The 20,897-nt window shown below is 40.1% G+C and carries 20 protein-coding genes and 1 other RNA gene; 14 read left to right on the top strand and 7 right to left on the bottom strand.

Going from position 1 to position 20,897, the window contains the following annotated elements:
- Positions 1-25: 25 nt before the first annotated feature.
- Positions 26-889 carry a DUF5689 domain-containing protein gene (locus FHG85_RS10850; RefSeq protein ID WP_173075791.1) on the top strand — a complete coding sequence of 288 codons (864 nt, stop codon included), beginning with the start codon at positions 26-28 and terminating at the stop codon, positions 887-889.
- Entirely contained in the window at positions 852-2,957 is a 2,106-nt protein-coding gene (locus FHG85_RS10845) for a DUF5689 domain-containing protein (RefSeq protein WP_173075789.1), read from the top strand. The genes FHG85_RS10850 and FHG85_RS10845 overlap by 38 nt, the downstream gene beginning before the upstream one ends.
- Before the next feature lie 75 nt (positions 2,958-3,032).
- Here the strand turns inward: FHG85_RS10845 and FHG85_RS10840 are convergent, their stop codons facing one another.
- From FHG85_RS10840 to FHG85_RS10815, 6 genes are all read right to left on the bottom strand, one after another.
- Positions 3,033-4,196, bottom strand: coding sequence for a sigma-54-dependent transcriptional regulator (locus FHG85_RS10840; RefSeq protein ID WP_173075787.1), 1,164 nt, complete (start codon positions 4,194-4,196; stop codon positions 3,033-3,035).
- Between the two features lie 98 nt (positions 4,197-4,294).
- Complete coding sequence (locus FHG85_RS10835; RefSeq protein WP_173075785.1) at positions 4,295-5,242, bottom strand: Ppx/GppA phosphatase family protein; 948 nt, start codon at positions 5,240-5,242, stop codon at positions 4,295-4,297.
- A complete protein-coding gene (locus FHG85_RS10830; protein ID WP_173075783.1) occupies positions 5,239-5,880 on the bottom strand; it encodes an HD domain-containing protein in 642 nt (213 codons plus the stop codon). Before FHG85_RS10830 ends, FHG85_RS10835 begins: the two co-directional genes overlap by 4 nt.
- A gap of 142 nt (positions 5,881-6,022) precedes the next feature.
- Positions 6,023-6,778 (bottom strand): nitroreductase family protein, encoded by a 756-nt coding sequence (locus FHG85_RS10825; RefSeq protein ID WP_173075781.1) that lies wholly within the window; start codon positions 6,776-6,778, stop codon positions 6,023-6,025.
- 98 nt (positions 6,779-6,876) lie between these two features.
- Positions 6,877-7,827, bottom strand: coding sequence for a glycosyltransferase family 2 protein (locus tag FHG85_RS10820; RefSeq protein ID WP_173075779.1), 951 nt, complete (start codon positions 7,825-7,827; stop codon positions 6,877-6,879).
- Between the two features lie 7 nt (positions 7,828-7,834).
- Positions 7,835-8,374 (bottom strand): DUF4199 domain-containing protein, encoded by a 540-nt coding sequence (locus FHG85_RS10815; RefSeq protein WP_173075777.1) that lies wholly within the window; start codon positions 8,372-8,374, stop codon positions 7,835-7,837.
- A gap of 96 nt (positions 8,375-8,470) precedes the next feature.
- Here FHG85_RS10815 and ffs point away from each other — a divergent pair.
- From ffs to FHG85_RS10755, 12 genes are all read left to right on the top strand, one after another.
- Positions 8,471-8,564: signal recognition particle sRNA small type (gene ffs, locus FHG85_RS10810), an RNA gene on the top strand.
- Positions 8,565-8,622: 58 nt separating this feature from the next.
- Positions 8,623-9,399: a tRNA pseudouridine(38-40) synthase TruA gene (gene truA, locus FHG85_RS10805; protein ID WP_173075775.1), complete on the top strand. Its 777-nt coding sequence runs from the start codon at positions 8,623-8,625 to the stop codon at positions 9,397-9,399.
- Between the two features lie 87 nt (positions 9,400-9,486).
- The gene (tgt, locus tag FHG85_RS10800; protein WP_173075773.1) at positions 9,487-10,617 is read left to right on the top strand and encodes a tRNA guanosine(34) transglycosylase Tgt; all 1,131 of its coding nucleotides are present in this window, start codon (positions 9,487-9,489) and stop codon (positions 10,615-10,617) included.
- 5 nt (positions 10,618-10,622) lie between these two features.
- Complete coding sequence (locus FHG85_RS10795; protein WP_173075771.1) at positions 10,623-11,699, top strand: LptF/LptG family permease; 1,077 nt, start codon at positions 10,623-10,625, stop codon at positions 11,697-11,699.
- Positions 11,700-11,872: 173 nt separating this feature from the next.
- Positions 11,873-13,417, top strand: a complete 1,545-nt coding sequence (locus FHG85_RS10790; protein WP_173075769.1) for an acyl-CoA carboxylase subunit beta — start codon at positions 11,873-11,875, stop codon at positions 13,415-13,417.
- Between the two features lie 30 nt (positions 13,418-13,447).
- Positions 13,448-13,687, top strand: a complete 240-nt coding sequence (locus FHG85_RS10785) for a biotin/lipoyl-containing protein (protein ID WP_173075767.1) — start codon at positions 13,448-13,450, stop codon at positions 13,685-13,687.
- Between the two features lie 314 nt (positions 13,688-14,001).
- Complete coding sequence (gene bcp, locus FHG85_RS10780; protein ID WP_173075765.1) at positions 14,002-14,472, top strand: thioredoxin-dependent thiol peroxidase; 471 nt, start codon at positions 14,002-14,004, stop codon at positions 14,470-14,472.
- Positions 14,473-15,501, top strand: coding sequence for a recombinase RecA (recA, locus tag FHG85_RS10775; RefSeq protein WP_173075763.1), 1,029 nt, complete (start codon positions 14,473-14,475; stop codon positions 15,499-15,501).
- Between the two features lie 137 nt (positions 15,502-15,638).
- Positions 15,639-18,287 carry a transglutaminase-like domain-containing protein gene (locus FHG85_RS10770; RefSeq protein ID WP_173075761.1) on the top strand — a complete coding sequence of 883 codons (2,649 nt, stop codon included), beginning with the start codon at positions 15,639-15,641 and terminating at the stop codon, positions 18,285-18,287.
- Positions 18,288-18,290: 3 nt separating this feature from the next.
- The gene (locus tag FHG85_RS10765) at positions 18,291-19,037 is read left to right on the top strand and encodes a copper homeostasis protein CutC (RefSeq protein WP_173075759.1); all 747 of its coding nucleotides are present in this window, start codon (positions 18,291-18,293) and stop codon (positions 19,035-19,037) included.
- Between the two features lie 6 nt (positions 19,038-19,043).
- Complete coding sequence (locus FHG85_RS10760; protein ID WP_173075757.1) at positions 19,044-19,916, top strand: VIT1/CCC1 transporter family protein; 873 nt, start codon at positions 19,044-19,046, stop codon at positions 19,914-19,916.
- Between the two features lie 5 nt (positions 19,917-19,921).
- Positions 19,922-20,443 (top strand): flavin reductase family protein, encoded by a 522-nt coding sequence (locus tag FHG85_RS10755; protein WP_394366218.1) that lies wholly within the window; start codon positions 19,922-19,924, stop codon positions 20,441-20,443.
- A gap of 31 nt (positions 20,444-20,474) precedes the next feature.
- On the opposite strand, the gene FHG85_RS10750 is transcribed toward FHG85_RS10755, so the two are convergent.
- On the bottom strand, positions 20,475-20,897 hold the full coding sequence (locus FHG85_RS10750) for an RNA-binding S4 domain-containing protein (RefSeq protein ID WP_173075753.1): 423 nt from the start codon (positions 20,895-20,897) through the stop codon (positions 20,475-20,477).

The raw sequence follows: 20,897 nt of genomic DNA, 5'->3' as shown, positions 1-20,897 counted from the left end.
TTGAAACTGAATTAACATATTAAAGATGAAAAAGATATCAATCATACTGTCGATTCTGTTACTAGGTGGAATTGCACTTCTCTCACCAAGCTGCGTGGATTTCTCGTTCGATCCTGTTGCACCGAGAGTCGATTCTACTAATCTGACAGCAAACACTAGCATTGCAGAGCTAAAAGCAATGTATCCAGGTGAGCTATATCAGCTCGACGAAACAACGTTCTTTGAAAGGGATTCAATTATTATTGAGGGAGTTGTAATTTCTGATGATAAGGAGGGTAATTTTTATAAAAGCCTCTTTATTCAGGATGAAACTGGCGCTATTGAACTAAAACTCAACAAGACGACTCTTTATAACGAGTATAAGCGAGGTCAAAAGGTTGTTGTATATTGCAATGGGCTATACCTTGGCGACTACGGCGGTCAAATTCAGCTTGGATCAATTTATAGTAATAATGGCAATTGGGAAATAAGTGGGCTCGAAGGCGATCCTATAATTAGCCAACATGTGTTTAAAAAGGGTAGTACTCTTACCGAGATTACACCTTTGGTTATGTCAACTGCCGAGTTGAAACCTTCAAACATTGGCAAACTCGTTAAGTTTGAAGATGTACAAATTAAGGATACTCTAAACAAACTTACTAATACTGTTTTTACATTTGCCGATAGTGAAAATAAGATAACCCTTAATCACGAATTAGTCTCCTGTTCTCAAGCTTATACTAGCCCTATTGTGCTCCGAACAAGTGGCTACTCAAAGTTTGCAAACAATGAGATTCCAACTGGAAATGGTTGGGTGGTTGGTATACTAACCTACTATAAAGGTACATATCAACTTCTTATGCGTGATTTAAATGATATTAGTTTTACAAATGATAGATGTCAACTATAGAGTGGGAGGAATTAAAATGAAACGTAAACACTTTTTACTTATTGCAGTCATTGCTTTAACCGGACTAATCCTATTAAATAGTTCATGTGTTAAAGAAGAATTTGACACACCTCCCGTGTATACTAGTACTACCTCTTGGGAGAAAACTTTAACCATACAACAGTTAAAGGCTTTATACACTGGTAGCGCTGATCTTGTTAGTAATTTGGCTCCTTCAGATTACTGGAAAAAGATTTATGATGAAGGCTCTAACGATTCAATAATGGCAATTATTATTGATGGTTATGTTTTGTCGAGCGACTCAGCTGGAAACTTTTACGAAACAGTTACCATTGCCGATGAAACAGGTGGAATAGATTTGAAAATAAATGGGAGCGATTTGTATGCTACTTATGGTTTAAAGCCAGGCAAGCGAGTTCTTGTTAGAGTTGATAATTTGGTGCTAGATAATTATAATGGGATGTACCAGGTTGGTTTAGGGTATTATGATGGCGGAGTGCTTAAAGTTACGGGTATTGACCCATCCAAATTGTCATCTTCAGTCAGAGTTACAGGGGAAAAGATTGCTCTCCAACCCGAAAAAATTACAATTCCTACATTAAATACTGGGTTGGTTCAAAAGTTTGTAAAACTTGATAGCGTCCAGTTTTGGAATCCAGCTGTAACATATAGTATTCCAGGGGAGAATACAAATAGGATTATTGTTGATAAAGATGGAAATCAAATTATACTTCGCAACAGTGGTTATGCAAAATTTGCAAACAGCAAACTTCCCGAAGGAAGTGGCTCTATAACTGGTATCCTCAGCATTTATGGCGGCACATACCAGTTCCTAATTCGCGACACTTCAGATGTTGACTTTAATCAGCCCCGCTTTGGTAGCCAAATTCCTGAGAAGAATACTACGATTGAGCAGTTAAAACTATTCTACGATGGATCTAAGCTTTATCAAATTCCTTATAACCTAGTTATTGAGGCTGTTGTTACCGCTAACGACGAATCTGGCAATCTGTACAAGCAACTTTTCCTAGAAGATGAAACTGGTGCTATCGAATTTAAGGTTGATGTAACTGGTCTCTATGCCGATTTTCCTGTAGGTACTAAAATTAGGATTAGTTGTAAAGATTTGTATATGGGTGAATATGGAGGAGTTCTTCAACTTGGGGGAGATTATAATGGTTCTATTGGGCGACTTTCATCAACCGAGTTTTACAAAAGAGTATACGCAATAAGTACCGATAACCCTGTTAACGTAACTGAAACAACGATTGCTGAAATTAGTGATGAACTCATTGGCAAGGTAATTACTCTTTCGGGAGTACAGTTTGCCGACAGTGAATTAGGGAAAACATATGCCGAAAGTTCTTCAACCACTAACAGAATTTTAGAAGATGACCTAGGAAATACAGTCCTTGTTAGAACTAGCAATTATGCCAATTTTGCAAATGTTGAGCTTCCAAGTGGAAAGGGCAAGTTAACGGCTGTGCTTTCTAAATATAATAGCGATTATCAGCTATACATTCGTAAGGTTGGTGAAGTTCGACTAATTGAGCCACGTACAGTTAAAAACTTTTTGCTTAATCAGGATTTTTCTAGCATGCCCGAGAATCAAGATATTAATTCGGATGGTTGGAAAAGTATAGCTGTTGAGGGTTCTAAGAATTGGTATGTTAAAAGTTACTATGGAAACTACTATGCTCGTATGAGCGCATACCAATCAGGTGATGCTAGCAATGTGGTTTGGCTGGTTTCTCCCAAGGTCACAATTCCTTCAGGAGTTGATACCTATTTGAAGTTTAACACAGAGTACGGTTATTGGGCCGGTGCTACACTTGAGGCTTACATCTCAATGGACTACGATGGGACCAATCCGCAAACAGCAACCTGGACCAAGCTAGATGCCCAAATTGCGAAGGAGGCCGATGGGCAGTGGAATTGGGTGAACTCTGGAAATATCAACCTTAAGGAATTTGCAGGCGATGTGTATATAGGATTTAAATATACTGGTAGCAATTCGTTAACTACTACATTTGATGTAGATAATGTTATGATATACTCCCTGCAATAAATAGGATAAACAAATACAAAACAGGTGGTTTCAGTACGAAATCACCTGTTTTTTTATTAGAAACTTAGAATTTATTTAGATATTTGGAGCGGCAAATGCTTTTACATCTTTTCCCGTAATCTCCTTGTCGCAAAGAATTATTAGGCGTTCAACCACATTTCTCAGTTCACGAATATTTCCAGTCCATTTTAGCTTTTTAAGCTCATCAATAGCATCAGGTGTAATGGTTTTAGGAGGGATCCCATACTCATCACAAATTTGTTCGTTGAAATGTTGGGCAAGCAAAGGGATATCTTCCAGCCTCTCACAAAGAGGAGGAACATTAATAATGATAACGCTTAGACGATGGTAAAGGTCTTCGCGGAAATTCCCCTTTTCGATTTCTTGTGTTAGGTTTTTGTTTGTTGCGGCAATAACCCTAACGTTTACATTGATGTCTTTATCGCTACCAACCCTGCTAATCTTATTTTCCTGAAGTGCTCTAAGAACTTTGGCTTGGGCGCTAAGGCTCATATCGCCAATTTCGTCGAGAAAAAGAGTTCCTCCATCGGCTTGTTCAAACTTACCCTTACGCTGTTTGATGGCCGAGGTAAAAGCTCCTTTTTCGTGTCCAAATAACTCGCTTTCAATAAGTTCTGAAGGAATTGCAGCGCAGTTCACTTCTACGAATGGCATGCTGGCACGATTACTTTTCTCATGTAGCCACCTAGCAACAAGCTCTTTCCCTGTCCCATTTGGCCCAGTAATTAGTACGCGGGCGTCGGTAGGTGCAACACGGTCAATTATCTCCTTAACCTTTACAATGGCAGGCGATTCGCCAACTATATCGTATGCTTTTGATACCTTCCGCTTTAGCGTTTTGGTTTCCTGTATCAATGTGGTTTTGTCGGTTGCGTTGCGGATAGTGATGAGCAAACGGTTAAGGTCGAGAGGTTTTTCAATGAAATCGAAAGCTCCTTTTTTTATGGCTTCAACAGCCGTGTCGATGTTGCCATGGCCAGAAATCATTACTACAGGTACATCGGGCTGCTGTTCCTGTAGCTTTTCTAGTACCTCAATGCCATCCATCTGTGGCATTTTAATATCACAAAGTACAATCTCGTATTTACCACCATTAAACAGTTCTAGCCCCATATGGCCATCTTCAGCAACATCTACCGTATGCCCTTCTACCTCTAGTATGTCTTTTAGTGTGTTGCGTATTGCCTTTTCATCATCAATAACAAGTATTTTTGACATATTCTTATATTTTTGTGTAAATATAGAAAAAATAGATAGTGCTTGCCAAAATGGAAGTGAGGTTGTTAATATTCAAGTTTAAACTGCCTACTTTATATCTAACAGTTTCGTCTTGATGTATTTCCAAATTGCCCATTGCTTCTTGTTCTAAGTTCTTCGTAAAATCCCTCTTTTAGCGTGTAGTCGGATTGTATAATTTTTTTGATATTCAATTTTTGGACCAAAACGTTTACGAATATAGAGGCAGGAACAATAAGGTCAACTCTAATGGGGTCAAGACCAGGAAGCGCAAGGCGCTGGTTGTGAGTTGATGTTACAAAAAACCTGTGCAGTTCCATATAATCGCTAACGGGAATCTCAGCCCACGGCCTATCGGTTGAGGCTATAATATTTTTAGATGCTAAAATCTTTCTAAAAGAATCGAAAGCACCTGAACTTCCTGCTAGCTTTTGAAGGTTAAATATGCTTGCCTGGCTAAGCAACGGTTTTATATTTTCAAGCATAAACCCTTCAATCGTGTTTAGCTCCTCGGGTTTGATAGGATCCGAAATTGGAAACTGCTCTGCTATTCTGGTTACTCCAAGATTAAAGCTTTGCAGCCAGAAAATTTCCGTCCCATTGGCAATGATTGTCTCATTACTGCCGCCTCCAATATCAACCACTAGGGTGGGGGTATTCCCTAGATTCAAGGCTGCATTAACCCCTTTCCAAATAAGTTCTGCCTCGCGTTTGCCATCTATGATTTCAACATCGATATTAAATTTACTTTTCACCTCATTTGCAAAGAATTCTCTATTTGAAGCATCGCGAACGGCAGAAGTGGCAAATGCAAAGAACTTGGTTGCGCCGAGCCTTCTTGCAGTGGAGATGTGCTTGTCAATTGCACCAAATGCCCTTTGCATTGCCTGCTTTGTTAGTTGACCCTGCTTAAAACCTCCTTGGCCTAGCTTTACGGGAAGTTTGCTTTCATGAATTACATAACCCGAAGTGTTGGCAACCAATATATTAAACGTATTGGTGCCCATGTCTATGATAGCAATGGTCATTGCTCAAAATTCCATTCGTTGAAAAACTGTTCCAGATAATTTACCATGAAATCATGGCGCTCCTTAGCAATTCTTTGGGCTGTAGGAGTGTTTAATCTATCTTTTAGAAGTAGTAGCTTCTCATAAAAATGGTTGATGGTATGGCTTTTTGAAGACTTGTACTCGTTGAATGATTGATGTAGTTGAGGTTTGACCTCGGGAAGGTACATAGGGCGATTCTTAGAGCCCCCATAGGCAAATGCCCTTGCTATACCAATTGCCCCTATTGCGTCGATTCTATCGGCATCCTGTACCACCATTGCCTCAATACAGCTGGGTGTGGTGTCAACACCTGCTCCTTTGAAGGAAACCTGTTTCACAATTTCTATAATTTCATCTATCTGCTTTTGCCTATACCCTGCATTCGAAAGGATATGTATCGTATTTGGATAGCCTTCACCGGCAGATAATTTCCAGTCGTCACAATCATGAACAAGAGCAGCTGGCTCCACCATTCCCAGATTGGCTCCTTCTTTTTGGCCAATTTGCAATGCGAGCTTGGTAACCCTTATAACATGCCACCAGTCGTGGCCAGTGGTGTCGTTTTTAAAAAAATCCTCGACTAATAGGTAAAGTTTTGAGATGTCAACCTGCTCCATGTAGAAATTTTAGTGCTAAGATAAGGTGTTATGGGATTATACCAGTAAAAAATAAATAGATTATCTTTTGTTTATCTGATAAAATAAAAAAAAGGGTGAATCTTTAGTTGCTTTCACCCTTTCAACTATTTAGTAACAGAAATTACTCCGTTCTGTCGTTGTTCATAAAGCCTTGCTGCTCCAGTACTTTAAGTAGGTTCTTGGAGAAAGTCACATTATCCTTTAAGGTATAACGGTTATCGGTAAATATTTGGGCTAATGTTTCTTTTTTGTTTTCCTCAAGGAGTTTCTTAGTGAGCGGTAAGGACTCTTTCTGTTGGTAAATCTGATCGATATCACCTTCAGAATAATCATGGTAAACTTCATGATGAATAACACCCGCAAGAGGTAAACGGTCCGTTAATTCAGGTTGTTCGTCGGGGTAGCCCATTACAACTGTAGTTACTGGTACCACACCTTTGGGTAGCTTTAGCACCTCAATAATTTTATCGGCGGTGTATGTAGTTGTTCCTAGGTAACATATTCCCAAACCTTTTTCTTCGGCCGCAATGCAAACGTTTTGAGCGGCAAGTAGGGCATCAATAGCGGCAGTGAAGAATGATAAGAAGTTGTCGTAACCAGGATTGGCATTGCGCTGTTTGCACCACTTGTTAAACCGGTTAAAATCGGCACAGAATGTTAGTACAACGGGTGCCTGCATTACCATTTGCTGGTTAAAATGTAAGGGTAGCAGCTGGCGTTTTACTTCTTCGTCTCTGGTTACAATAATACTATAAACCTGCATGTTGCCCGTGGTAGATGCACGTGTGCCAGCGGTTAGTATTTCTTGAAGTAACGAATCGTCAATTGGGTCGCCTTTGTATTTCCTGATTGAGCGGTGATTAAGTAGTGCTTTCATAGTTGTAAACTTTAGTTAATACAAATAAAAAAAAATAGTACGATTATCGTACTATTTAAACTTATGTTGTTTAGCAATAGTTTTTGTAATTCTTTGAATCATAGCTCTTTTTCGATTAGGTAGACATTTCTGTCCGATGAGCTACGCGAGACCAGTTCGCCAATAAAACCTGCTGTAAATAGTTGTACGCCAACAATTGCTACCACTAATGCAATGTAGAAAAGGGGCTGATCGGTTACTGGCCGGTATTTTAGATGGTGGTATTGAGCCCAAAGCTTACTACCTATAAGCCATGCTGCAATGGCACCCCCTGTCAGAAACATGAGTGTGCCAAGAGAGCCAAAAAAGTGCATTGGCTTTTTGCCAAATTTAGAAACAAAAATAACCGACATGAGGTCGAGAAATCCATTGATAAACCTAGTCCAACCAAACTTGGATGTACCATACTTACGTTCTCGATGCTGAACTACCTTTTCCCCAATACGTCTAAATCCAGCCTGTTTGGCTAAAACTGGGATGTAACGATGCATCTCGCCGTAAACCTCAATGCTTTTTACCACATTGCTTCGGTAAGCCTTAAGCCCACAGTTCATGTCGTGGAGCTTTATTCCGCTTACCATTCTAACGGTAGCATTGTATAGCTTACTCGGGATTCGTTTGGTAAGCAATGGGTCGTAACGCTTTTTCTTCCAACCCGAAACAATATCGAAATCTTCTTCTTTAATCATTCTATAAAGTTCGGGTATCTCATCGGGGCTGTCCTGCAGGTCGGCATCCATGGTGATAACCACATCGCCTGTGGCAGCGGTAAAACCAACCTGCAGCGCAGCCGATTTGCCATAGTTCCTACGAAACTTTATACCGCGAAGGTTGCTATACTTTTGCTTCAAACTTTCAATGACTCCCCAGCTGTTATCGTTGCTGCCATCATCAACCATGATAACCTCGTAGGTGAAATGGTTGGAAGTCATAACCCGATCAATCCATTCCATTAGTTCGGGAAGTGATTCTTCCTCGTTATAAAGTGGAACTACGACTGTTATATCCATGAGAATGTTATTCTATCACCTGGTCTTTAAAAGGAGCGGCCTCCTTCTTAACAAAAATTGAAGTAATCAATGAAATTATTAATCCTGTTAGAACAGAACCAAGTAAACCTGAAAAGAACATAAATATTGGCGACATGAATTTTTTAGACATTTCCAATCCAGCACTTATTTGCTCATCGGGTAATCCTTTGTTAACCATTTCTTCTTCAACTACAACTAAAAGTTTATTTACATACTCTGGATCGATTACTGTAACAAGAAGGATGGTGAAAAATGATGTGATAACTGCACTAAATGCTGAAACTAGAACACCATAACCCACCGCATTACCATAACCAATGGCTCCACCAAGTACTTCATCGCGATACTTTTTTGAGCCAATATAAATTATTGCGATTACAATAATCCAATTAATAATGCTTACCCAAAAAGGAGGCTTTAGGATACCCATTAAATAAACGATTAGGCTTAAGATAACTAATGAAACACCCATGATTAATCCATAGTTCATGGAGTGCTTAAGCATACTGTTCGATTTCTTTTCCATTTTAGTATAGGTTTAGTTTCATTGCAAATATATGCAAATTGCTAAAAAAAGTTAGAAATATTTATTGGCAAAGTAAACTTTAGCTATATTTGCAGCGGGTAAGTCTTATACGACCAGCTCCTGCTGAATCCCCCCAGGACCGGAAGGTAGCAAGGGTAGGCGGTTGTAGCGGTGCGATATAAGTAGCTTACCCACTTTTTTTTATCCCTTTTTCAACTAATTTTGTTTTTAAATAATTATCCGAACTGATGCCAAGATATAAGTTAACAATAGAGTATGATGGCTCTAGATATAAAGGATGGCAGTTCCAAAAAAATGCCGATACAATAATGGGCAAGTTGATGGATGCCATTAAGGATGTATTCAAGATAAGTAACTTTGAACTATATGGCGCAGGTAGAACCGATGCTGGAGTCCATGCACTTGGGCAAGTAGCACATCTTGATATTGATTCTGCCATGCCTCCGTATATTGCTCTAAAACGTCTGAATGAGGTTTTACCTGTCTCAATTAACATAAATGAGATGATTAAAGTAAACCCTCGTTTCCATGCTCGTTACGATGCTAAATACCGAAGTTACGTTTATCATATCTCAAAAAGACGAACAGCTTTTGGAAAGGATTACTCCTGGTGGGTGAAAGAGCCGTTAAATGTTGAGGCAATGGCCACGGTATGTAAACAGTATGTAGGTATGAAGGATTATCGGTCGTTTGGTGCTCCAGATAAGGAAGGGGGTTCTACTCTTGTTAAGATTGAAAGAGCCAAGGTCTTTGAGATAGACGACTCGGTTCTTATCCATATTGTTGGCTCTCACTTTCTTTGGAAACAGGTGCGCAGAATGGTAGGTACTCTTGTTCAGGTTGGAATTGGGAAACTTACGGAAGGTGATGTTAAACGCTTTTTCAATGAGTATTCATCTCTTCCTGCAAAGTTCACAGCCCCTGCTCCTGGATTGTATCTTGAGAGGGTTTACTACGCTGGAGAAACAATAAGCGAGGAGCCCCACTGGCTCATTAATATATAATGCTTTAGGTTTTAGCTAACAAATCAAAATAGAAACCCGTCCTTTATAGTTTTTAGGTTATCTTTGTGCAGTTATTTTTGTAAGTAAATGGAATTTAAGTTATTAGGGACTGATTTGCAGTCGCAGGCCCGTGCAGGTTTAATTACAACAGATCACGGCCAGATTGAAACACCGATATTTATGCCTGTTGGAACAGTTGGCAGTGTAAAGGGTGTTTTACATAGGGAATTAGAGAACGATATTAAGGCTCAAATTATACTAGGTAATACCTATCATTTATACTTGCGTCCAGGACTAGACGTTCTAAAACAGGCTGGTGGTTTGCATAAGTTTGCCAGTTGGAATCGCCCAATACTTACCGATAGCGGTGGTTATCAGGTCTTTTCCCTTGCCGATATGCGCAAGCTAACTGCACAAGGAGCATCGTTCAGGTCTCATATCGATGGTTCGGCACATTTATTTACCCCTGAGAGTGTAATGGACATTCAACGCGTAATTGGTGCCGATATTGTGATGGCATTCGATGAATGCCCTCCTGGTGATGCCGATTACGATTATGCTAAAAAATCGCTCGATTTAACGGAGAGGTGGCTTGATAGGTGCGTTCAGCGTTTCGATAGTACAGAACCTCATTATGGGTATAGCCAAACCCTATTCCCAATTATTCAGGGGTGTGTTTATTCCGATTTACGAAAACGTGCCGCTGAGAACGTTCAAAAATATAACCGTGATGGTTATGCCATAGGAGGTTTGTCGGTGGGTGAGCCTGCAGAAGTGATGTACCAAATGGTGGAGGTCGTTAATGGCATTCTGCCCAAGGATAAACCCCGATACCTGATGGGGGTTGGAACCCCTGAGAATATTCTAGAATCTATTGCCTTAGGGGTCGACATGTTTGATTGTGTAATGCCTACTCGTAACGGAAGGAATGGTATGCTGTTCACCTCCGAAGGCATTATCAATATTAGGAATAAAAAATGGCAGAACGATTTTTCTCCAATTGATCCATTTGGCCCAACATTTGTTGATAGCCGTTATACAAAGGCCTATTTGCGCCATCTGTTTATTGCAAAAGAGATGCTTGGCCCTCAAATAGCTAGCATTCATAACCTCGGGTTTTATTTATGGCTGGTAAAAGAGGCCCGCCGTCATATATTAGAAGGCGATTTTTTAGCATGGAAAAACGAAATGGTTAAAAAAGTTTCAAGGCGATTGTAGAAATTATGAAAATTATTGATTGGTATATTATCAGAAAATTCATAGGTACTTATTTTTATGCCATAATCTTAATAATCGGCATCGCTGTAATTTTTGATGTTGCTGAAAAGATAGATGATTTTCTGGAAAAAGATGCACCTCTATACGATATCATCTTCCACTACTATTTGAATTTTATCCCCTACTTTGCCAACCTGTTTAGCTCCCTTTTTGTTTTCATCGCAGTAATCTTCTTCACTTCAAAAATGGCTTATAACACTGAGATTATTGCGATACTTAGCAGTGGAGTGAGCTTTAAGCGAATGCTTTATCCCTACTTTATTTCAGCCCTATTCATTGCTGTTCTTTCATTCATCCTTAATAGTTTTGTAATTCCTCCGGCTAATGCAGTTCGGCTTGATTTTGAGTCAAAGTATATAAAACGACCCTATGTCAATACCGATAGAAACATACACCGACAGGTAAGGCCTGGGATGTTTGTTTACATGAGTTCGTTCAATACTTTCAACAACACAGCCTATAATCTTTCAATAGAAAAGTTTGACGGTAATAGGCTAGTCTCCAAGTTGATTGCCGATAATGCTCAATGGGACTCTACCAAGCAAAAGTGGACTATCAATCGTTATTATATCAGAAATTACACCGATAAGGGTGAGGAGATTGAACGCGGCGATAAGATAGATAGTACATTTTATCTCACTCCCGAAGATTTTAATCGAAGATTGAAAATTGTTGAGACAATGAACCTGTTTGAACTCAATGATTTTATCGAGGAGCAAAAGTTGCAGGGTGCCGATACTATTGAGTACTTGATTGTTGAGAAGTATAGCCGTTTTGCCTATCCGTTTTCTGTCTTTATCTTGACACTCATTGGGGTTTCACTTTCGTCGCGTAAGGTAAGGGGCGGTATTGGGTTTCATATTGGATTAGGACTAGCCTTGAGCTTTTCATATATAGTTTTTATGCGTTTTTCAACTATGTTCGCTGTTAAAGGAACCTTATCGCCCGAACTATCGGTTTGGATACCTAATATAATTTATGCAATTATTGCTATTGGACTTTACAGAATGGCTCCCAAATAGATATTAAACATCTGTTTGTGGGCTAATGTGCTTATAGTTAGGGGTGTATGGATTGGCAGGTCTAAAAAAGAGACCTGTTTCTTTTATATTTGAACCCAATTTCGTAACCTTGCAGATAAATTACCAAGATGCATGGTAATGGTGGCAAATAATACAAACTAACAAAAACAGTTATGCCTTTAAAAAACAAAATTGAAGAACTCAAGAAAAGAAAAGAAGAGGTTCTGCAAGGCGGCGGTGAAAAGGCTGTAGCCAAGCAGGTTGCCATGGGTAAACTAACTGCCCGTGAGCGAATCATTGCTCTTCTTGATGAAGACTCGTTCAACGAGTATGATATGTTTGTTGAGCATGAAGCCCGCGATTTTGGGATGGATGGAAAAGTACTCCATGGTGACGGTGTGATAATAGGGACTGGTACAATTTATGGAGCACCTGTTGCCATTTATGCTCAAGATTTTACCGTTGCTGGCGGTTCCCTAGGATCTATGCATGCTAGGAAAATCACTAAAATAATGGATTATGCACTCCGCATGCGAATTCCTTTGATTGGGATTAACGACTCAGGTGGTGCTCGTATACAGGAAGGGGTTAACTCCCTCGCTGGATATGGTGAAATTTTCTGGCGCAACACTTTATCGAGCGGTATTATCCCCCAAATATCAGTAATACTAGGTCCTTGTGCCGGGGGTGCTGTTTATTCTCCTGCTCTTACCGATTTTGTGTTTGTGGTGAATAACATCTCCAAGATGTTTATCACTGGACCCGAAGTTATTAAGTCGGTGCTTGGAGAAGAAATTTCGCAAGAGGATTTGGGTGGTGCTAAAGTGCATTCCATGATTACTGGTAATGCACATTTTTATTCTGAGAGTGAGTATGAATGTTTTGAGCAGATCAAAAAGCTTATCACTTTCATACCATGGAATAACACTCGAAAAGCGAGAAGATTTGAGCCTAAAGAGCCCAAAATAAGTTATAAAATCGAGGATATCGTTCCAGGCGATCCTAAAGAACCATATGATGTTAGGGATGTTATACGAGCTATAGCCGATGACTCCGACTTCTTTGAGATCCAAGAAAAATGGGCAGCAAATATTGTTATTGGTTTTGGCCGCTTGAACGGCGAAACCGTTGGTTTTGTTGCTAACCAGCCTTTGGTTATGGCGGGTGTTCTTGATGTTGACAGCTCTGATAAAGCAGCTCGTTTTGTTCGCTATTGCGATGCGTTCAATATCCCTCTTGTCACCCTGGTTGACCTGCCAGGTTATCTCCCCGGTATCGATCAGGAGCATGCAGGTGTGATTCGCCACGGAGCCAAACTCCTTTATGCTTATAGCGAAGCTACAGTGCCCAAAATGACTGTTATTCTTCGTAAAGCATATGGTGGTGGATATATTGCAATGAGCTCACGCCACTTACGTGCCGATTTTGTTTTTGCATGGCCTAGTGCCGAGATTGCAGTAATGGGACCTGAAGGGGCAGCAAATATTATTTTCCGTAAAGAGATTGCCGCTGCTGAGGATCCAGAAGCCGTTCGCCGTCAAAAAGTTGAAGAGTATAAGGAGAAGTTTGCTAACCCATACGTGGCTGCTGCCAAAGGGTATATCGATACTGTTATTGAACCTAGCGAAACTCGTAAGCTACTGCTTCATGCCCTTGAAGTGTCGAGCACTAAGGTTGCCGACCGACCATTCAAAAAGCATGGAATACCTCCATTCTAAACATTAATGCCAATTGTAAACCAAATTTTGATGAGTATGATACATCCTAAACTCGATGATAAAAATGTTACTGCCTTCATTCCAGGAACCATTGTTGATGTTATGGTTAAACCTGGTCAGGAGGTAAACGAGGGCGATGTCCTTGTTATTCTAGATGCTATGAAAATGCATAACAGAATAATTGCTCCATCGGCTGGGAAGGTTAAGGAAGTTAATGTTAAACCTGGCGATAAGGTTGGTAAGGGCTTCCTTCTTGTTAGCTTAGAGTAAAGCTGATTTTGCTAATGATATAAGCTCCCACTTTTGGGGGCTTTTTTTATGCTTTTGATTAAGGATGTTTAATTAGAGTCTTTTACGGTTCACCACAATTCTGCATGTTATAGTTTTTAGTTTATGGTGAGTTATTTTGATTTATTTATGAATTTCCAGCTTGTTTGCTTACCGCTTTTCCCGATTTTATTCTGAATGTTTTGCTTAAAAATATTCATTGGCTCAAAACCAAACACTGCCAATATTGTTAATAAATAATTTTGAAGGTAGTTTTATTTTAATCAACAAAAAACTAACTTTACAAACATAATACTATGAAAACAACTCATTTAAAACCAGGAGATTCGGCACCTGACTTCGTAGGAGTAGATCAGGATGGGAAAACTATTTCTTTAGCCGACTTTAAGGGGAAGAAGTTAATCCTTTACTTTTACCCTAAGGACAATACTAGCGGCTGTACTGCCGAAGCATGTAGTTTGCGAGATGGCTACGAAGAGTTGAAAGGCTTGGGGCTGGAAGTGGTTGGTGTTAGTCCCGATTCAGAAAAATCGCACAAAAATTTTATTGCCAAGCATAACCTCCCATTTAAACTGATTGCCGATGTTAATCATGAAATAGCTGAAAAGTATGGGGCTTGGGGAGAGAAGAAAATGTATGGGAGAACATATTTCGGAATCCTTCGAACAACATTTATAATTAACGAAGAAGGAGTTATTACACATGTTTTCACTAAAGTGAAAACCAAAGAGCATGTTGAACAAATACTATCAGAAATAAATAAGTAAATGGAAGCTACTGAAAATAAGGAACAGAAGAAGAAGGAGATTAACAAGGAAAAGCTGAAAGCTCTCCAGTCAACCATCGATAAGATTGAAAAGGATTTTGGTAAGGGCGCAATTATGCGACTTGGTGATAAGGCCGTCTCTGAAATCCCAGTCATATCATCAGGTTCAATAGCGCTCGATATGGCGCTTGGCGTTGGAGGTTATCCACGAGGACGTGTTGTTGAGATATATGGACCAGAGTCATCGGGTAAAACCACCTTGGCCATACATGCCATTGCAGAGGCACAAAAGCAGGGCGGCCTAGCCGCTATTATTGATGCCGAGCACGCATTTGATAGGACATATGCAGAGAAGCTTGGTGTTGATGTTGAGAACCTGCTGTTTGCTCAGCCCGACAATGGAGAACAGGCCCTTGAAATAGCCGATAACCTGATTCGATCTGGCTCAATCGATATTATTGTAATTGACTCCGTTGCAGCCCTAACTCCTAAGGCAGAGATTGAAGGCGATATGGGGGATAGTAAAATGGGGCTTCAGGCTCGACTCATGTCGCAAGCATTACGTAAGCTAACTGCCACAATTAGCAAAACTAATACCACCTGCATTTTTATTAACCAGCTTCGCGATAAGATTGGCGTAATGTTTGGCAACCCCGAAACTACTACTGGTGGTAATGCTCTTAAATTTTACGCATCTGTTCGTGTCGATATTAGGAAACTAAATCAGCTAAAAGATGGTGAGGAGTCAACAGGTAACCGTGTTCGTGTTAAGGTTGTCAAGAATAAGGTAGCACCTCCATTCCGTAAAGCAGAGTTCGATATTATTTTTGGCGAGGGCATCTCAAAAACAGGCGAAATTATCGATTTAGGCGTTGAGTTTAACATCATAAAGAAAAGTGGCTCTTGGTATAGCTATGGTGATACTAAGTTGGGCCAAGGCCGTGATGCCGTTCGAAATCTTTTGTTGGATAACCCTGAACTAGCAAGCGAGTTAGAATCAAAAATAAGGGAAGCCATTCAAGCCAAATAGAAGAAGTAGATATTTTTTTCTAAAGCTGCTCAAATACTTGGGCGGCTTTTTTATTTTATAATCAGGTTTTAGAAGTTCTTTAACTCTCTTTGAAAAAAAATCCGTACTTTTATTTTTGAATATAAATTCTCTCAAACATGAAAAGAGTTTTAGGAATCAGCGCTTTACTACTTGTGCTTTTAACATCGTGCGATAGCATTTTTAATCGTCATCTTATCAAGGATAGTAGTAAACGCAAAGAGATCCATGAACAATTTCTTGACAGAGTTAAACTTGTTGAGTCGTATGACTCGACAATACTAACCATAATTAATTCAGAACTAACCACTAAGGAGCGTGAGGCTTTTGAGTTCCTTTATGCATACATGCCTTTAAGTGATCTTGCCATGCATTCGCCGGAATATGTGCTTAAAAATGCTCGTTTAGCCCTTAAAACCCAAAAGGAGTTTAGATGGGCACGAAAAGCACCTGCCGATATCTTTTTGCACTTTGTGCTCCCTTATCGAGTGAATAATGAGTATACCGACAATGCTCGTGAGGTGTTTTTTGAAGAGTTGAGGGATAGGTTAAAAGGTATGGATGCCTATCAGGCTGCCCTTGAGGTAAACTACTGGTGTCATGAAAAGGTTACCTACCAATCGACTGATGAGCGCACCTGTGGACCGCTAACGGCTGTAAAATCGGCATTTGGGAGATGTGGCGAGGAGTCAACTTTTGCTGTTGCTGCCTATCGTTCAGTGGGCATCCCTGCTCGGCAGGTTTACACACCGCGCTGGGCGCACACCGACGATAACCATGCTTGGGTTGAAGTTTATGTAGATGGGAAATGGCACTTTCTTGGAGCTTGTGAGCCTGAGCCAGAGTTGGATAGGGGATGGTTTGCTGGCCCCGCTAAACGTGCCATGATGACTCGAACCTTCGTTTTTGGAAAGTACGATGGCCCTGAAGAAAAGTTAAACCAAACCAGGTTCTTTACCGAGATCAACCTGATGCCAAACTATGCTCCTACTCGTCAGTTGGAGGTTACGGTGCTCGATATGTCTGGCAATCCTGTTGCTGATGCAAATGTGGAGTTTCAGCTCTACAACTATGCCGAGTTTTATCCTATTGCAAAACTGCAAACCAATAGTAAAGGAAAATGCAAGCTCACAACAGGTGTTGGTGATCTAATGATTTGGGCTTCAAAGAATGGTAAATATGCTTTTGAAAAAGCAGACCGAACACAAGATACGATAACATTAACCCTGTCCGACAAGGTGCCTTCTACAAACAGAACTCTTAGGCTCGTCCCTCCCGATGAACAACCGATTGCCAATGTAGATAGTAAAAAATCGGAAGAGCATGACAAGCGCATAAAACATGGGAATGACCTGCGAAATCGATATATCAAAACCTTTATCGATTCTTCTACTGCAGCAAACTTGGCTATGGAAAAAGGTATAAGCATTTCCGAAACGTGGAGTTATCTATCAAAAAGTCGCGGTAATTGGAACGAGATATATAGCTTCATTAAAAATCTTGATGCAAAAGATGTTACAGTTGGGATGGCTATGCTGGCTACACTTCGCGAAAAAGATTTCCGTGATGTTACTGCCAAAGTTTTAGCCGATCATCTAGCTTGCGTCGATTCTTTCCCTGCTTTACTTGATAATAAGGATTTGGTTGACTTTGACAGATACGTACTATCACCTCGAATCGGAAGAGAGTTTATTACCCCATGGAGGAGCTTCCTTCAAAGTGCTTTCTCTTTTGAAGAGATTGGCTTTTTCCGCAACAATCCGCAAAATATAGCCAAATGGCTAAACGAATTTATTACTCTTGATATTGAGAGTAACTACTACAGAGTACCCCTGAGTCCTGAAAGCGTTTACCAGATTCGACATGCCGATGCCTACTCGTTATCGATATTTTTTGTAGCTGCATGTCGTAGCTTTGGCATTCCTGCGCGTCTTGAGCCTACATCAAAGAAACCACAGTTTCTTATGAATGGAATGTGGATTTATGCAGATGTTAAGGGGATTAATGCCGAGGAAACTACTCAGCCACTTACTGGGACGCTAACAATAAGTATTGATCCTAATAGTGCGGTTGATAACCCTAAATATTACAAACACTTTACCATAGCAAGGTTTGAGAACGGAAAGTATAATACGCTCGATTTTGAATACTCCGATAAGTTTAACCAGTTCCCTACAAGCCTTGAACTCCCTGAAGGCCTTTATAGGATAATTGCTGCCAACCGGGATAAGTCGGGTGCCGTTAGTTGTAAAATTTACCATGTAGAGGTAGAGAGTGATAAAGGTCAAAATATTAGTATTGAGTTTCCCTCAACCAATATAGTGTTAAGAAACAATCATACAATCAGTACAGATGTTACGTTACCTTTGGTTGGTGGTGAAAAAAGTATTGAGCAGCTTACAGGGAGCAGCCCGGCAATAATTGCTATTATCAATCCGCTTTCGGAACCCACCAGGCATCTTCTGAATGATCTTAGTCAGTTAAACAAGGAGTTGGAAGCAATTCCTGTAGCAATTGTATGCGCCAAAGAAAAAGCAATATCAGAATTAAGTTTGGAGAATGTGTTTGGAGGTAAGGATTATCCACAAAACACCTTGCTTGGTGTTGATTCAAGTGGTAAGTTTGAAGAAAGTGTAATTCAGTCCCTTGGCGAGGATGCTGTTTACCCTATTGTAATTGTAGTTAGCCACGATGGTAGTATCCTTTATAACTCATCGGGGTACAGCATTAATCAAGGCGATAAAATTTTATCGATATTAAAACAATAGGCAATGTTCACTTTGGAGGTTTGTGCGAATTCAGTAGAGAGTGCCATTAATGCCCAAAAGGGAGGAGCTAACCGAATTGAACTTTGCGAAAATCTTTTTGTAGGTGGAACTACACCTTCGTTTGGTTGTATTGCTGAAACATTAAGTCAGGTAAGCATACCTGTTAATGTGCTAGTTCGTCCTCGCCCAGGCGATTTTGTATACTCTGATATGGAATTTAGGCAGATGCTTCGCGATATTGAGATTTGTAAAAAGATGAACGTGAATGGAATTGTTAGCGGAGTATTGAAATCAAATGGTGAACTAGATAAAGAAAGAACACTTGAACTGGTCAGAGCAGCAAAACCATTGACATTTACATTTCATCGAGCCTTTGATATAATGCCTGAACCAGAGAAAGTGATTGAAGAACTGGTTGAGTGTGGTTGTACACATCTTCTTACATCTGGACAGAAAAGTAGGGCTACTGATGGCATTGAACTAATAAAGAGGTTGATTGTTATTGGTGGAGAATATATCAATATAATCGCAGGTGGTGGGATTAACCATAGCAACATACTTGGTTTAGCAAAGGTTGGCGTTAAAGAGTTTCATATGAGTGGGAGCGAAATTGTCGCTCGATATAGCGTTAACCATACCGGTGTGAGTTTTACATCTGAAGTCCTGCCTGATAACACCGTTCAGATTACAAATGCTGAAACTATTGCCAATACTGTTGCAAGATTAAAGAATCATTTCTCTAAAAAGTAATTTGAAATGACCCGAGAAGAACTAGTAAAACATGCTAAACTATTCCAACAGGAAGAAATTACTGGATATAATGTTTACAAAAATCTAGCAAAGCTTACCAAGGATAAGAACAATAAGGGGGTGCTATCAAAAATTGCTGGAGAGGAGCTAAAGCATTATAATATATTCAAGCAGATAACAGGTGTTGATATAAAACCTAAGCATTTGCTTGTATGGTTTTACACAATGTGTGGGCGTTTCCTTGGTTTAACCTTTGCCCTGAGGTTGATGGAGAGGGCTGAGGCAAAAATCCAAAAAGTTTACGAAAGGGTTATCCCTCATATGCCCGAACTTAGGGCCGTTAAAGAATCGGAAGAGGAGCATGAGGACAAACTTATTGAACTAATTCAGGAAGAACGACTCGACTATGCGGGCTCAATGGTGCTTGGACTAAACGATGCCCTGGTTGAACTTACTGGTGCGCTTGCAGGGTTTAGTCTAGCCATGCAAAATACTCGTCTTGTTGCAGTTGCTGGGCTAATAACTGGCATTGCCGCCTCTTTATCGATGGCTGCTTCGCAGTACTTATCTGTAAAAACCGAGAACGATAATCGCCACGCGGGTAAATCTGCCGTTTACACTGGTTTAGCGTATATAATTACCGTGGCTGTTCTGATTCTCCCATTTATATTCTCTGAGAGCTATATGCTAGCATTAGGTTTGACCTTAATTTTTGCTATACTGATAATTGCTTCGTTTAACTTTTATATTGCTGTGGCCAAAAATCTAAATTTTAAACATCGATTTTTTGAAATGGTAGTAATTAGCATTGGTGTGTCGGCATTAACTTTTGGTATAGGCTTTTTAGTAAGAAATTACCTTGGAATATCAATCGATTAAAATTTATGGTTATGAATAAAAGTGAGTACAGTTACATTTCACCCTACGAAATAGATGAGAATACATTTGACTTGCTCGATAAACAGTGGATGCTCATCCTTGCTGGTGAGAAGGAGAAGCATAATAGCATGACAGCTTCGTGGGGTGGTTTTGGAATCCTATGGAACAAGCCAGTTGCTTTTATTTTTATAAGACCACAACGCTACACCCTTGGGTTTGTGGAGCAGAATGATTTTTTTACGCTTAACTTTTTTGAGGAGAGGTGGAGAGATGCGCTTCATCTATGTGGTAGTAAATCAGGAAGGGAAATAGATAAAACAAAGGCTGCAGGATTAAGTGTTGCTAACTTGCAGAATACAATAGCCTTTAATGAGGCTCGTTTAGTCATTGAATGTCGCAAGCTTTACATAGATGATTTTAAGCCTGAAAATTTCCTTGATAAAGGTATTGTTGAGAAGCACTATCCCAAAAGCGATTTTCACAGGCTTTTTGTAGCAGAAATAACAGCAGTGTATAAGAAGGGTTAGGTTGAGATTTGTCCCCAAGGGGCATTGAGGCCTACAGCTCATCGACGTCAAAGGTGTCGTCCCAATCAAAGTCGGAGATTCCAGAGTCAAGAAGTTCGTCAATCTCACGACGCTCCTTTTTGGTTGGGCGGCCAGTACCACGTTCGCGGTAAATGTTAAACGCCATATATGCAGGATCGAGTTTTTGTAGCTCTTCGGGTGGAGTCAGGTTTTCGAGATAGTTCTCAACAAGTTTAGCACCAACCCTACTTTTGGGAAAATCCTTTACCTTAAATGTGTAGTTTACTGGTGGTTTACGAACGGTAATAGTTTCGCCTGGCTGGACTTCTTGCGATGGTTTTAGGTTAATGCCATCGCGAGTGACACGTCCCTTCCGGCATGCATCGGTAGCCTGTGTTCGAGTTTTAAACACACGAACAAACCATAGCCATTTGTCAACTCGCATTGATGCCAT

The organism is Tenuifilum thalassicum (genome assembly GCF_013265555.1).
GTDB classification, from domain to species: domain Bacteria; phylum Bacteroidota; class Bacteroidia; order Bacteroidales; family Tenuifilaceae; genus Tenuifilum; species Tenuifilum thalassicum.
The sequence above is the reverse complement of the archived record's forward strand: the minus strand, read 5'-3'. Positions and strand labels throughout refer to the sequence as shown.